Genomic DNA, 13713 nt, shown 5'->3' on the forward strand with positions numbered 1-13713 from the left:
CGTTAGGTGTTGATGACGCCGATTACAATACAGAGCAATTGCTCTGCGGAACGGACCCGCCCGCCATCCAGGGCCCAGCGCCAGCCCAGGTAATTGGGCAGATAGCGCGATGCCACGCCGCGAAAGCCCCGTAGCCAATCCTTGAAGCGCCCGTGGTAGGCGTTCACGTTCTGCACATGGATGGCACGGCTACCCACCTGCCTGACGCGCACGCCGGCGCGCAGATTGACCGCCAAGTGCGCGATCCTGTGCTTGCGTGCAAATGCCCGGTACGCGCCGTGGCTGTCGCTGACCAGCAGCGCCTGCGGATCGAGCCTGGGCAGCAAATCGCGTTCGAGTTGGGCGGCCGTCAGTGCGCCACGACCAGTCACTGCATCAACGGTGCGGCCATCCCGGTCACGCGCCACCAGAATGCAATCCAGATGCCGGGAAATCCCACGCCTGGGCGCTTGCCCGCCCCGTCGGCGTGGCGGGCGATCCAGCGAGCGCGAGCCTTTTTGCGATTCGAGAAGGAACATCTCATCGGCCTCGACGATGCCGTTCAGCGCTGCAGGCCGGTCGAGCTTGGCCCAATCCAGAAAGCGGTGGCGCCACCGAAAGGCGGTATTGCGGTGCACGCCGACCCGGTCGGCACCCCTGCGCACGGACACCGAATCGAGCAGTACCTGCGAGTAGGCGAGCCATTTGGCCTTGAGCCTGAGTCGCGCCAGTGGCGTGCCAGTCAGATCGATGAACGTACGGCCGCAGGCACAGCAGCGAAAGCGTTGCAGGTCGTTGGCGAACCCGTGCCGGTGACAGCGCGCATCACCACAGCGGGGGCAGCAGCGCCCCGGGGCCCTGGCCTCTGCGATGAGTGCAACGACCTGGTCGAGGCCAGCTGCGGGATGCAGGGCATCGAGCACCTTCTGGCGCTGCGGCACGTTCAGCGACGGCAAGCCGGCGAACCAGCGCTTGAAACGCGGCGCTTTCATGATCGACTCCTGGCGGTGGGGACTGGGGTTGGACCACAGCCCCGCTCATCAGTTCAACGCTGTGCTCTATTTAACGTTGACTGCGCCATGCGTTACAATATCGGTCAATTCGCGGCAACGTAGCTGCCGCGCACGATTCACGAACGATGGGCCGGTTGCCCTGCACAAGTCCGGCGGTGCGGTGCGGCCCACGCTTCTCTACGGATGCTGATGAAACTATCCCCGATCCTGGCGCTGCTTCTTGTCAGCGTCCACGGCGCGGCCAACGCGGCCCCCGATCTGCCCCAGGTTGGCGACGTCCACGCGCCCTTGAAAGTCATGATGCCGGCGATTCCCGATGGTGGCTGGTTCACCTCGGCCGAACTCGGTGCGATCAATACCTCCGGCAATACCAGCGGCACGTCGGTGACGGGCAAGATCGACGCCCGCCACGAGACCTCGCAGTGGAGCCATGAATTCATTGCCAGTGGCTACTTCAAGGAAGACGAGTACGAGAACGAAGAAGGCGAGCTGCAGCGCACGCGCTCGGCCGAGCGCTGGGCCACGTCGGCCAAGGCCTCGTTCAAGCTGCTGGGCGACGGCCGCCGCGCCTTCATCCTTGGCTCGCACGTCAACGACAAGTTCGGCGCGTATGTACGCTACTCGTCGCTGTCGGTCGGTTACGGTTCGCGCTGGTACACGGCGCCGGACAAGACGCTCGATGTCGAGATCGGTCCGGGCTACTTCAACGGCAAGCGCGAAACGGATGAAGAAGAAGACGGCCTGACCGTGCGTGGCGCGGCGCAGTTCCGCTGGCAGGTGAGCCCGTCGGCATTCTTCGCGCAGACGCTCGCTGTCGAGAAAGGCACATCGAACACGCATTCGGTGGCCGAAACGTCGCTGTCGACCAAGATCAATGGCAGCATGCAGATGAAGGCAGGCTTCAGCGTGCGCAATGACAGCAGTGTGCCTGAAGACAAGAAGAACACGGACACCCAGACCTCGCTGACGATGGTCTATTCGTTCTGATCCTTCAGCGCCAACCCAGCTCGAGCGCAGCGCCGTCGTCCTGAACGACGGCAAAACCGCACGCCGCATACAGCGCGCGCGCGGCGCCATTCTCCGCGCGCACGCGCAGCGTCATCGCCCGCTGCCCCAGACACGCGGCCTGGAGCGCTACCAGCACCGTGCGCGCGACACCCCTGCGGCGCATCGGCTGCGCCACCGCCAGATCAACTACGCGCAGCGTATCGTCCGTCCAGTTCAACACCACCCGTCCCACCGCGTGCGCGCCATCGGCCAGCAGCCAGGTCTCGGCTGCGGGATAGCGCAGCGCGTAATCCTCCAGCTGAAGCTGCTGCTGGTGCCGCGCGATGCCCTCGATTACACTGCGCGGTACCGGCAACGCGCCCAGGTCGGGCCGCGTTGCCAGGTACAGCGCGGCCAGGAACGGCGCATCGGACGCGCCCGGCGCGCGTCCCGTCAGGGCGCCGAAACGGCGTTCGGTCAAGTCGTCCCGGTCCGCGGCATCAGGCTTTTGGCCATGATCAGCGCCGCCAGGCTGATGAGCGCCGCGCCGCTCAGGTAGTAGCCGACAAATTCCAGCCCATAGTTCGTGCCCAGCCACAGCGCGATGTACGGCGCGGCCGAAGCGCCCAGGATGCTGGCGAAGTTGAACGTCAGCGACGCGCCGGTATAGCGCACCTCGGGCGGGAACAACTCGGCCAGCAGCGTGCCCAGCGGCCCGTAGGTAAAGCCGACCAGGCACATGCCGAGCACCATGAAGGCGCCCACCGACCACGCGCCACCCGCGCCGAACAGCGGGCCGTACAGCAACCCGAAGACGGCAATGGCCCCGCTCACCAGCATCATCGCGGTACGCCGCCCGCGCCGGTCGGCCAGCAGCGCCGACAGCGGAATGGTCAACGCGAAGAACAACACCGAAAACAGTTGCAGCAGCAAAAATTGCTGGCGCGTGTAACCGAGTTTCGCCGTACCCCAGCTCAGCGCGAACACCGTCATCAGGTAGAAGATGACAAAGGTCGACAGCGCAATGAACGTGCCCAGCACCAGCGCGCGGCGATGGTCACGCATGACGGTCACGACCGGCACCTTGACCCGCGCCTTGCTGTCCAGGACCTTCTGGAAGTCGGGCGTCTCGGTGATCTTGAGGCGAATGTACAGACCCACGCCGACCAGCACCGCGCTGGCCAAGAACGGAATGCGCCAGCCCCAGGCAAAGAAGTCGGCATCGGTCATTACTTCGCCCAGCAGCAGGAACACGCCTCCGGACAGGAAGAAGCCGATCGGCGCGCCCAGTTGGGGAAACATGCCGTACCAGGCGCGCTTGCCGGGCGGCGCATTCTCGGTCGCGAGCAGCACCGCCCCGCCCCATTCGCCGCCCAGTCCCAGGCCCTGGCCGAAGCGACACAGCGCCAGCAGCAGCGGCGCGGCCACGCCGATCTGCGCGTAGGTCGGCAACAGGCCGATCAGGATCGTCGACAGGCCCATCGTGAGCAGCGCCGCAACCAGCGTCGCCTTGCGGCCGACACGGTCACCGAAGTGCCCGAACACGGCCGAACCCACCGGTCGGGCAAAGAAGGCGATCGCGAACGTGGCGAGGGACTGCAGCATCGCGGCGCCGGGATCGGCGGTCGGGAAGAACAGGCGCGGAAATACCAGCACCGCAGCAGTGGCGTAGATATAGAAATCGTAGAACTCGATCGTGGTGCCGATCAAGCTGGCGAACAGGACGGTACGGGGCTTGTTGGCGGTGACAACGCTCATGCGACCGCCATGGCCAGTGCTTCGCTCACGGCGCCGGCATCGGCCGGGCGCACCACGCGGGCGACCTCCTGGCCATCTTTGAGCACCACCACCGTGGGCCACAGCTTGACGCGGAACGAGCGTCCCAGTGGCCGGCCGGGACCGTCCTCGACCTTGACGTGGCGGGCGGCCGGATACGCAGCCACGGCCTGGGCAATGACGGGCGCCGCGGCGCGGCAATAGCCGCACCAGTCGGTGCCGAAGTCGAGGACGACGAGACCCGGCGCGCCATCGATCTCGGCGCGCTCGGGCTGGTGGGTAGCATAGGGTGCGGACATGCGGGTCTCCTGGTATCGGCCATGTGTCGGCCATGTAATTGGCATGCATTGGCCTTGTCAATAGCATAAGCCTACCCGAAAACGCGGCGCCAGCCTATCGGGGTTGCTACTGACGCAGGGCGGCCCTGGGTGTGTCACCGAACGGACCGTGCAGGCAAATGCCGTCAGGCTGGCTCTACATGCAGTCTGCTATCCAATTCGAAAGGCCATATCGATGAACATGCCATCACAACAGCAAACACCACCGGGCAGCGAAGCCGCCCTCAATCCAAAAGCCGATCACGGCGAAACCACTTACCGCGGCTCGGGCCGCCTGCAGGACAAGGCCACCGTGATCACGGGCGGCGACAGCGGCATCGGCCGCGCCGTGGCGCTGGCGTATGCGCGCGAAGGCGCCGACGTGCTGATCTCGTACCTGAACGAGCACGACGATGCCAGGGAAACGGCGCGCCTGGTCGAAGAAGCGGGCCGGCGTGCGATCCTGGTGCCGGGCGACCTGGCCGATCCAGCGCATTGCCGCGCGATCATCGAGAAGGCAGTGGCCGAATTCGGGCGCATCGACGTGCTGGTGAACAATGCCGCCTTCCAGATGAGCCACGAAGCCATCGAGGACATCCCGGATGCCGAATGGGACTACACGTTCCAGGTGAACATCACCGCCATGTTCCACCTGTGCAAAGCGGCCGTGAAGCACATGCCGCGCGGTGCGTCGATCATCAATACCACGTCGATCAACTCGGACAAGCCCAAGCCGACGCTGCTGGCCTACGCCACGACCAAGGGCGCGATCGCCAACTTCACGGGCGGCCTGTCGCAGCTCCTGGCCGACAAGGGAATCCGTGTCAACTCGGTCGCCCCGGGCCCGATCTGGACCCCTTTGATCCCGTCGACCATGCCGGCGGACGAAGTGGAGAGCTTCGGCGACGAAACGCCGATGAAGCGTCCGGGGCAGCCAAAGGAAGTGGCGCCCGTGTTCGTGATGCTGGCCTCGGATGAGGCGAGCTATATCTCCGGCGCGCGCATTGCCGTCACCGGCGGCACGCCCATTCTGTGATCGTCAGTACCGATCGCCGGCGCTGAGCGCCGGCGCTGATCCCCACCATGCATGTGCAGGCTGGTTTGCCCGGCTGTACGCGCACGTCAGTTTCACGCATCCGACTATTAACTTAAGTGCAATGCGCGCTCGCCCGGCGCGGCATCCGGCCTTCACCGGATGCTGTCTTTCCGCCGCGCCCGTTGCCGACCATCGATGAAAACCCGCACATACCTGTTCCTGATGGCAGGCGCGATCTTGCTTCCCGTAGCCATCGCCTCATGGATCGGCCTGTCCATGCTGCTCGACTGGGAGCGCGAATCGCGCCTGCGCAGCGTGCGCGAAATGGCCCGCGCCACGGCGTTCCAGATCGATCGCGAAATCGCCGCTGCCGAAGCGTCGCTGCGCAGCATCGCCTATTCGGAATGGATGCGTCAGCACGACTATGCACGCCTGCACAGCTGGACCTCGAGCACGAACGACGGCAGTGCGCAGTCATGGACCGTGCTGTACGACAGCAGCGGCCGTGAACTGTTCACCACACAGGCGCCGATGGGTACGAAGATGCTGTCGCAGACCCGCGACTGGGCCAATCAGGTGTCCCTGGCGCGCGGCACCCTCGTATCGGGCTATTTCATCGACGAATATTCGGGGCGCCCGGCGGTCGCGGTCAGCGTGCCGGCGCCGCTCGAGGACGGCCAGTACAACATCGTCAGCCAGATTTTCGACGTGCGCTTCTTCGAACGCATCCTGCGCCACGATGCCATCGGTGACGACTGGAAGGTCGGCATCTTCGACCGCAACGGGCTGGCCATCATGCGCAACCGCGGATCGGACACGCTGGGCCAGCCGATGGGCGCCGATTTTCTGGCCGCCACCCGCGCCGCCAACCACGGCGTGTTTCGCCATGTGACGCAGGACGGGCGCGATGTCTACGGCGTGTTCACCCGCTCCAAAAGCAGCGACTGGACCATCGTCATCGGCGTACCGGTGGCGCAGATCGAAGCGGCTGCGCGCACGGCAACCTGGTATGCCGCGCTGGTGCTGGTGCTGCTGCTCGGCCTGGCCGTGGTGGTTGCCCTGTACCTTGGCCGCACGCTCGAGCGCGCATTGAGTCAGGCCGCCGCGGCGGTCAACCTGCTGGCCACTGGCGCCATCGCCCTGCCCGCCCGCACCCGGGTCGACGAAGTCGATGCGCTGGTCGAAGGCCTGGCCACGACCAGCGAAGCGCTGGTGCGCGAAAGCCAGGTACGCAGGTCGCTGCAGGACGAACGCGAGCAGCTCCTGGTCAGCGAGCAGCACGCGCGCCGACTGGCGGAAGCCCAGAGTCGCGCCAAGGATGATTTCCTCGCGATGCTGGGCCATGAACTGCGCAATCCGCTGGCGGCGATCTCGGGCGCGATGTCCGTGCTGGACATGCCGAACCTCAAACCGCACATCGCGGCCAATGCACGCGCCATCAGCCGGCGCCAGATGCGCCACCTGACCTGCATCGTGGATGATCTGCTCGACGTGCAGCGTATCCTGTCGGGCAAGATCGTGCTGCACCGCGCCCGTATCGATCTGGCAGCGATCGTGCGCAGCAGCGCCGACGCCAAGGCGCTGGTCGACGCTGGCGACCACGCGTGGACCATCGAGGCGATCGCCGATGCCTGGGTGGATGGCGACCATACGCGCCTGGAACAGGTCGTCGACAACCTGCTGCACAATGCGGTCAAGTACACCCCGAAAGGCGGCCAGGTCGCCGTGCGCGTCTGGCGCGACGGCGACCATGTGGCGCTCAGCGTCAGCGACACCGGTGTGGGCATCGCCCCCGAATTGCACCCGGTGATCTTCGACGTGCTGGTGCAGGGGCCGACGAGCATCGACCGTGGCCAGGGCGGCCTCGGCCTGGGCCTGGCGCTGGTCAAGCAACTTACCGCGCTGCATGGCGGCACCGTGGCTGTGCACAGCGATGGCCCCGGCAAGGGCAGTTGCTTCGTCGTGCGCGTGCCGGCTACGGCGTGATGCGTTCCCACACATAAACGCCCGCATCGGCCGGCAGGCCGGTCTGCAGGCGATTATCCTGCAGGCGCCAGGTGCGCAGCGCGGGCAGGTCCTGCGCCAGGCGCGTGCCGATCGCATCCGGCGGACACATGGCACGGGTCGTCGCGACCGGTCCCAGGTTCAGCGTGCCGCCCGTCGCCTCGGTGGCCACCGCCTGCCACGGGCCGTTGCCGCGATTGCAGTCGAGCTTGACCACCAGTCGGCCGTCCTTGTAAAACGTCAGCGTGAAGCCGTCTGGCGTGCCGGGGCGCAAGGCCTGGCTGCCGTCGTCGTTCGACTGGAATGATGCAAGGCGCCAGCTCGTGCCTTCCAGCAATGGGGCTGCAGACGGGGTGGCAGACATCGCAGCAGTCGAGCTGGCGGGCGTGCTCGAGCAGGCACCCAGAGCGAGGCTGACGGACAGGATACAAAGCGTTGAACGCATGGTCGATTCTCTCCAGAAAATGTAGGCGCTCAGAATATCGCATCTGCGCCGGATGATCCGCCCTGCAGGCTGGGAATCGGGCAAAGCGTCCCCACCTGACTGATATCACCTTGTCAATACGAGACCATTATGCGAATCTTCCCGCGCGCCCTCGTGGTGGCCGTCATCCTGCTGCTGGGCTATAGCTTGCTGCAACCCACGATTGAACGGGCGCTCTACACGATGCGACTGGCCTCGATGCCCAAGCCCACGGCGCTGCCGGTACCGGTCGATGGCGTGCGCGTGCGGGCGCTGCGCGACACCTGGGGCGGCGCGCGCAGCGAAGGCCGCAAGCACGAGGGCATCGACATCTTCGCCAAGCGCGGCACGCCGGTCCTGTCGAGCACGGAAGGGATCGTGACGCAGGTCGGCACCAACCGTCTCGGCGGGCTGGTGGTCTGGGTCACGGGTCCGGGCGGCCAGCGCCATTATTATGCGCACCTGGACCGCTACGCCGATGTCGAGGCCGGCATGCGCATCGAGGCCGGCCGCGTGCTGGGCTATGTCGGCAACACGGGCAACGCGAAAGGCACGCCGCCGCACCTGCACTACGGCATCTACGAGACGGGCGGCGCGATCAACCCGTATCCGCTGCTGCGCGCCGAACCGGTGCCGGAGACGCCGCCTGCTACAGCGACGGAGACGAAGCAGGCACCAGGTCGCCCGGCGGAATCGGCGTCGGCGGCAACTGGCCGCTAGACGGCGGCGGGCCCTCGACCGGCGGCTCGGTCACCTCGACCGCCTCTTCCTGCTGGATCTGCACCGGCTGCTGCAGGGCGTCCAGCTGATCGGCGCGCGAGCCCGGCGCCAGTTCGATCGGGGCTTCCTCGAAGATCTCTTCCTCTGGCGCTTCTTCATAGCGACGCGGCTCCGGTCGCTTACCGCCCGGTAGCAGGGCCGCCGCATCCAGGCGTTTCGACTCCAGCGCACCACGGAAGAAGTCACCCACCAGCAGCGCCGCATTGTGGCCGCCCTGCCCCCAGTAGGTGCTGCGGATGGCCACGCGGTTGTCGTTGAAGCCCACCCAGGCGCCGGCCACCAGATTCGGATGCATCATGATGAACCAGCCGTCCGCATTATTTTGCGTGGTGCCGGTCTTGCCGGCGACGTCGCCGTAGATGCCGAAACGGCTGCGCACGCCGGCGCCGGTGCCGCGCGTGACGACGCCGCGCAGCATGTCGATCAGGGTCAGGGCCGATTGCTGCGACATGGCGCGCTCGGGCGCGCTGCCGCCGAAGTCGGCAATGACGTTGCCGTCGCGGTCTTCGATGCGGCGTACAAAGATCGGCTTGCGGTATTCGCCCTGCGCCGCAATGGTCGCGTAGCTGCTGACCATTTCCAGCAACGTCACCGGGCTGGTGCCCAGCGCCAGCGCCGGGACGGCCTCGAGCTTGCTCTGGCGGATTCCCAGCCGCTGCGCCAGGTCGATGATCGGCTGCAGGCCAACGTCCTGGCTCACCTGCGCGGTGATCGTGTTCTTGGAGTAGATCAGGCCATCGCGCATCGACATCGCCCGCCCCGTGTTGCCGCTCATGTCGGTCGGCTTCCAGACGCTGCCATTGGCGCCGCGGAATGACTGCACCACGTCGCGGTACATCTTGTCTTGCGGGATGCCCCGTTCGAGCGCGGCGCCGTACACGATCGGCTTGAACGTCGAGCCCGGCTGGCGCGCGGCCTGGGCCACGTGATCGAACTGGTCGCGCTCGAAATCGCGGCTGCCGACCCAGGCCCGGACTTCGCCGTTGGCCGGGTCGATCGCGACAAAGCCCGCTTCCAGGCGCGACTTGGCGCTTTTCAGGTCGGCCATGAAGCTGCGGTCGGCCTTGATGCGCTTGAGTGCATCCGCCGGCGCTTCGCCGCCCTCGACGGCGTTGCGGTACGCGCCGGTCTCGCGCACGAATGCGTCGAGCTCGCGCCCGTGCGTGATCCAGTAGTACGAGAACGGGTCGACATTGCGCCGCATCGACGTGTACATGCCACCCGACGTCGAGCGCGGCACATTGGGATTGGCCCATTCGACGTCGGCAATGGCCTGCAGCATGTCGGCCTGGCGCTTGACCGCGCGCTCGGCGTCCGCCTGCAAGGCAGAGTCGAGCGTCGTGCGCACCACGAGGCCATCGAGCTGCAGATTGACATCGTTCTCGTCGGCCCAGTCGAGCAGCCATTTGCGCACGTAGGCACTGAAGTGGTTGTCCTTGCCGCTGCGGTCCGGCAGGCGGGCAAAACGCAGGCGCAGCGGGCGTTTGATCAGCGCGGCGTAGCGCCGGTCGTCGAACGCGCCATGCTTGCGCATCTGGCCCAGCACGACATTGCGGCGCGCCAGCGAGCGCACCGGATTGGCCACCGGATTGTAGTAGTGGGTGCCCTTGAGCATGCCCACCAGCGTGGCCGACTCAAGCACATCAAGCTTGAGCGCAGGTTTGTTGAAATAGGTGCGCGAGGCCATCTCGATGCCGTAGGCGTTGTACAGGAACGGGACCGTGTTCAGGTAGGCCTCGAGAATCTGGGTCTTGCTGTAGGTGTTCTCGATCTTGATCGCCGTGATCAGCTCTTTCATCTTGCGGTTGATGCTGCGCGCCCGCCCGATCTCTTGCGGAAACATATTGCGCGCCAGTTGCTGCGTGATCGTCGAGCCGCCCTGCGGGGTGCCCTTGATGCTCGACCACAGGGCGCCGCCCACACGCCGGAAGTCGATGCCGTGGTGATCGTAGAAGCGATGGTCTTCGGTCGAGATCAGCGCCTTGACCACATGCGGCGAAATCTGCGACAGCTTGACGCGCTCCTGTAAGCCCTGCTCGAAGGTGCCGAGCGACTTGCCGCCGGCGTCCAGGATCACGGTCGGGCGCGACTGGCTGGCCTGTTCCAGGTCGTCGATGCCGGGCGTGAGCGGAATCAGGATCAACAGCCAGACCAGGATCGCCATCAGACCCGCTGCCATCGACCACAGGGCGATCAGCGCCAGCTTGACCGGCATTGGCCGCCCGTGCAGGCGCTGCTGCGCACCCGAGCGAAGCGCACCGGCCCCGGTGCGAGCCCCGGCAAAGAGCCCCCGGGCGAGGCGTTGCAGACGTTGCTGAAGGGTCGGCGCAGGCGTGCTGTCCGGGTTGTCATTGTTCTGGTGTTGGTCCACGCGCGGTTCCTGCCTGCTCAATCTGTCAATTCGGCAAGTATAGCCGACAGGTGGCCCGGGCCCGGCGCGCCATTGCCTCATGCGGCGCTGGCATTGGGCTCGATGTGGCCGGCGCGCAGCAGCGCCTCGATCCGCTCCACGGTCTGCGGGCGGCTGTAGACGTGGCCCTGCACCTGGTCGCAACCGGCACCGCGCAGAAAGTCGAGCTGGGCGATCGTCTCGACGCCCTCGGCAATGACGTGCATGCGCAGGCCATGGGCCAGCGAGATGATCGCGTCGACCAGCGCCGCGCCATCCGCGCTGGCCAGCATGTCCTGCACGAACGAGCGGTCGATCTTGAGCACGTCGACCGGCAGGCGCTTCAGGTACTGCAGGCTGGAGTAACCCGTGCCGAAGTCATCGATCGACAGCGTCACGCCCATGCGCTTGAAGCAGTGCATCGTGTGGATGGCCGACTCGATGTCGCCCATCATCATGCTTTCAGTCAGTTCGATCTCGAGCGAACCGGGCGGCAGGCCGGTCTCGCGCAGCACGCGCTCGACGCCCGCCACCAGGTCGGGCTCGGCAAACTGGCGCGCCGACAGGTTCACCGCAATCCGGAGCAGCCCCAGGCCCCCACGCTGCCAGTGCCGGTTCTGGCGGCACGCCGTCTGCAGCACCCAGGCGCCGATGGGCACGATCAGCCCGGTTTCTTCGGCCAGGCCGATGAAGCGCTCCGGCTCGATCGTGCCCAGTTGCGGGTGGCGCCAGCGGATCAGCGCCTCGGTGCCCACGACGCGACAGGTGGCCAGGTCGACCTGGGGCTGGAAATGCAGCGTGAATTGCTGCTCGCGCAGCGCGTGACGCAGCGCGCTTTCCAGCGCCAGCCGGTCGAATGCCTGCGCATTCATGTGCGGGGCATAGAACTGCACCGCATTCCTTCCGTCCGACTTGGCGCGGTACATCGCGATTTCGGCATGCTTGACCAGCGTATCGGCGTCGGCGCCGTCGGCTGGCCAGGCCGCCACGCCGGCGCTGCAGCCGAACACGACCTGCTGCTCGCCGAGCTGCAGCGGTTCGGCCACGACATCGCGCACCTGCCGGATGCGGGTCGCGACCTGGCGTTCGTCGGCGCAGTCGCACAGCACCAGCACGAAATCGTCGCCGCCGACACGCGCCGCCGTATCGAGCGGGCGCAGCGTGCGCCGGATGCGCGTGGCCAGCAGGCGCAGTGCATCGTCGCCGACACGCCGGCCCAGCGTATCGTTGATCAGCTTGAAGTGATCGACGTCCAGCAGCACGACCCACACCGGCACGCGGTCCGCAGCCGGGGTCGTAGTAGACATCGCAGCCGCAATCGCGCGCTCGATGCGATCGGTCAGCAGCGCGCGGTTGGCCAGGCCGGTGAGCGTGTCGTAGTGGGCATGGCGGGCGAGTTCGGCTTCATAACGCTTGGCGGTGGTGACATCGTAGACGGTCACGACAAAATGGCTGACCTTGCCATCGGCGCGGCGTACCGGCGCGATATACACGTCGGTGATCAACTCCGCGCCGTCGCGCGCGTGCATCGTCACCAGCGCGTGCTCCTCGCGCTGCTGGCGCAGCGACGCGCACAATGCATGCACCGCCGGCTGGTCGCAGTCCGCCCCGACGAGCAGTGCGAGCGGCTGGCCGCCCAGCTCGTGCGGCGGGTAGCCGAAGGTGCGCTCGCAAGCCGGATTGGCATAACCGATCGGGTAACCCGGTGCGCCTGCATCGACCAGAAGAACAGGATTGGCGCTGGACGCCATCGCCCGCTCATACACGCGCAGCGAACCCGTCGCCCGCTCGAGCGCGGCAGTGCGCTGCCTGACCAGGGCTTCGATGCGGCGCGTGCGCGCCACGCGCTGCTGGACCAGCGTAGCGGCGGTGACGCTCAGCACCAAGCCCAGCGCGAGCGCCAGCAGTTCGGCCGTGTGACGCCCGAAAGCGCGCGGCTGTTCGTCGATCACGACCTGCCAGTTGCTGCCGGCGATTTCGAAGGATTCGCTGTGCCGCAGCGGATTGTCGCCAAGCAGGCGAGATGCCCAGCCGCCAGGACCGGGAACGCTTCCATGCCGGTACGCCGTCACCATCTGCCCCGCCGTGTCCGGTCCATGCAGCGACAAGGCAACGGCGTCGTCGTCCAGCAGGCGTACCGCATGCAGAGTGCCGCCCACCAGCAACGCGACATCGATCACGACCTCGACGTGCCCGACCACCGCAGCACGGCGCGCCAGGACGTCCGCGGGGCGTTCACTGCCCCGGTAGACCGGCACGGTGATCAGGATGCCGCGGCGCCCGCCGCCGCCCTGCAGCAGCGTGACGAGCGGGCTGGCAACCGGCTCGCCGGCGTCGATCGCATTCTGGCTGACCCGTCGCAACGGCGGATAGGCCCATGCATCCGTGCCGAACACGATCGCGTTGCCGAGAATGGGCGCAACATAATCGTTGACCAGATACCGTGGACGCTCGCCTGCGCGCACCAGTGTGGCAGCACCGCCTGGGGCGCGTTCCCGGATCTGGAAGTCCGGCCAGAACGCCCGGCGTTCGGCCTCGAACGCCGGGCGCCCGGCGGCGCTGACGAAACGCTGGAACACGATCGCCTTCAGGTAACCGTGGTTCGCCACCAGTGGCAACGCGAAGGCATCGAATTCGTCGCGCGTGATCCGGTGTGACGCACGAAACAGCAGGCTGGCGGCGCGCGCTGCATCGACGGCCTCGGCAAACGCGCGTGTAACCGCCGCCACGCGCACGCCGGCGCGCTGCGCGAATTCGGCCTCGGCGCGCCGCGATTCCAACACCCGCACGCCACCGCACAGCGCCCCGGTGAGCGCCAACCCGAGCACGCAGGTAGCCGCCGCGGCCCTGGACAGGCTGCGTCCCGGCAAGGCCAAGCCTTTGTCGTATGCGCTGCGCATACACCAGATGCTAGCGCAGAACGGACGGCGCGGGCGCATCGCTCGCGCTGCACCGATGCAGAAGAATCT

At 66.7% G+C, this 13713-nt stretch carries 11 protein-coding genes; 4 read left to right on the forward strand and 7 right to left on the reverse strand.

The window, feature by feature from the left end:
* Window positions 1-2: 2 nt before the first annotated feature.
* Complete coding sequence (locus AC56LH_RS08145; protein WP_499645479.1) at window positions 3-971, reverse strand: IS1595 family transposase; 969 nt, start codon at window positions 969-971, stop codon at window positions 3-5.
* A 204-nt stretch (window positions 972-1175) separates the two neighbouring features.
* Here AC56LH_RS08145 and AC56LH_RS08150 point away from each other — a divergent pair, with 204 nt between their 5' ends.
* On the forward strand, window positions 1176-1979 hold the full coding sequence (locus AC56LH_RS08150; RefSeq protein WP_499645480.1) for a DUF481 domain-containing protein: 804 nt from the start codon (window positions 1176-1178) through the stop codon (window positions 1977-1979).
* 4 nt (window positions 1980-1983) lie between these two features.
* Here AC56LH_RS08150 and AC56LH_RS08155 read toward each other — a convergent pair whose 3' ends face one another.
* From AC56LH_RS08155 to AC56LH_RS08165, 3 genes are read right to left on the reverse strand one after another with little or no spacing between them, the layout of a single operon-like run.
* Window positions 1984-2460, reverse strand: coding sequence for a GNAT family N-acetyltransferase (locus AC56LH_RS08155; protein ID WP_499645481.1), 477 nt, complete (start codon window positions 2458-2460; stop codon window positions 1984-1986).
* Complete coding sequence (locus tag AC56LH_RS08160) at window positions 2457-3737, reverse strand: MFS transporter (protein ID WP_499645482.1); 1281 nt, start codon at window positions 3735-3737, stop codon at window positions 2457-2459. The genes AC56LH_RS08155 and AC56LH_RS08160 overlap by 4 nt, the downstream gene beginning before the upstream one ends.
* The gene (locus tag AC56LH_RS08165; RefSeq protein WP_499645483.1) at window positions 3734-4054 is read right to left on the reverse strand and encodes a thioredoxin family protein; all 321 of its coding nucleotides are present in this window, start codon (window positions 4052-4054) and stop codon (window positions 3734-3736) included. The genes AC56LH_RS08160 and AC56LH_RS08165 overlap by 4 nt, the downstream gene beginning before the upstream one ends.
* A gap of 214 nt (window positions 4055-4268) precedes the next feature.
* Between AC56LH_RS08165 and AC56LH_RS08170 the strand changes: the two genes are divergently transcribed.
* Both AC56LH_RS08170 and AC56LH_RS08175 read left to right on the forward strand, forming a co-directional pair.
* Window positions 4269-5108 carry a glucose 1-dehydrogenase gene (locus tag AC56LH_RS08170; RefSeq protein WP_499645484.1) on the forward strand — a complete coding sequence of 280 codons (840 nt, stop codon included), beginning with the start codon at window positions 4269-4271 and terminating at the stop codon, window positions 5106-5108.
* Between the two features lie 195 nt (window positions 5109-5303).
* On the forward strand, window positions 5304-7094 hold the full coding sequence (locus AC56LH_RS08175) for an ATP-binding protein (RefSeq protein WP_499645485.1): 1791 nt from the start codon (window positions 5304-5306) through the stop codon (window positions 7092-7094).
* On the opposite strand, the gene AC56LH_RS08180 is transcribed toward AC56LH_RS08175, so the two are convergent.
* A complete protein-coding gene (locus tag AC56LH_RS08180; protein ID WP_499645486.1) occupies window positions 7084-7557 on the reverse strand; it encodes an META domain-containing protein in 474 nt (157 codons plus the stop codon). The two genes, AC56LH_RS08175 and AC56LH_RS08180, sit on opposite strands and share 11 nt — an antisense overlap.
* A gap of 129 nt (window positions 7558-7686) precedes the next feature.
* On the opposite strand from AC56LH_RS08180, the gene AC56LH_RS08185 reads away from it, so the two are divergent.
* A complete protein-coding gene (locus tag AC56LH_RS08185; protein ID WP_499645487.1) occupies window positions 7687-8295 on the forward strand; it encodes a M23 family metallopeptidase in 609 nt (202 codons plus the stop codon).
* Here AC56LH_RS08185 and AC56LH_RS08190 read toward each other — a convergent pair.
* Together AC56LH_RS08190 and AC56LH_RS08195 are read right to left on the reverse strand one after the other, a co-directional pair.
* Window positions 8225-10726 carry a penicillin-binding protein 1A gene (locus AC56LH_RS08190; RefSeq protein WP_499645488.1) on the reverse strand — a complete coding sequence of 834 codons (2502 nt, stop codon included), beginning with the start codon at window positions 10724-10726 and terminating at the stop codon, window positions 8225-8227. The two genes, AC56LH_RS08185 and AC56LH_RS08190, sit on opposite strands and share 71 nt — an antisense overlap.
* A gap of 77 nt (window positions 10727-10803) precedes the next feature.
* Window positions 10804-13644, reverse strand: coding sequence for a bifunctional diguanylate cyclase/phosphodiesterase (locus tag AC56LH_RS08195; protein ID WP_499645489.1), 2841 nt, complete (start codon window positions 13642-13644; stop codon window positions 10804-10806).
* Window positions 13645-13713: the final 69 nt, after the last annotated feature.

The organism is Telluria sp. LT1R51-2 (assembly GCF_059685775.1).

Bases quoted from the DNA above. Each gene is read 5' to 3' on its own strand.
- AC56LH_RS08150 (WP_499645480.1), top strand. From the start codon at position 1,176: ATGCTGATGAAACTATCCCCGATCCTGGCGCTGCTTCTTGTCAGCGTC.
- AC56LH_RS08145 (WP_499645479.1), bottom strand. From the start codon at position 971: ATGAAAGCGCCGCGTTTCAAGCGCTGGTTCGCCGGCTTGCCGTCGCTG.
- AC56LH_RS08175 (WP_499645485.1), top strand. From the start codon at position 5,304: ATGAAAACCCGCACATACCTGTTCCTGATGGCAGGCGCGATCTTGCTT.
- AC56LH_RS08180 (WP_499645486.1), bottom strand. From the start codon at position 7,557: ATGCGTTCAACGCTTTGTATCCTGTCCGTCAGCCTCGCTCTGGGTGCC.
- AC56LH_RS08170 (WP_499645484.1), top strand. From the start codon at position 4,269: ATGAACATGCCATCACAACAGCAAACACCACCGGGCAGCGAAGCCGCC.
- AC56LH_RS08185 (WP_499645487.1), top strand. From the start codon at position 7,687: ATGCGAATCTTCCCGCGCGCCCTCGTGGTGGCCGTCATCCTGCTGCTG.
- AC56LH_RS08195 (WP_499645489.1), bottom strand. From the start codon at position 13,644: ATGCGCAGCGCATACGACAAAGGCTTGGCCTTGCCGGGACGCAGCCTG.
- AC56LH_RS08165 (WP_499645483.1), bottom strand. From the start codon at position 4,054: ATGTCCGCACCCTATGCTACCCACCAGCCCGAGCGCGCCGAGATCGAT.
- AC56LH_RS08160 (WP_499645482.1), bottom strand. From the start codon at position 3,737: ATGAGCGTTGTCACCGCCAACAAGCCCCGTACCGTCCTGTTCGCCAGC.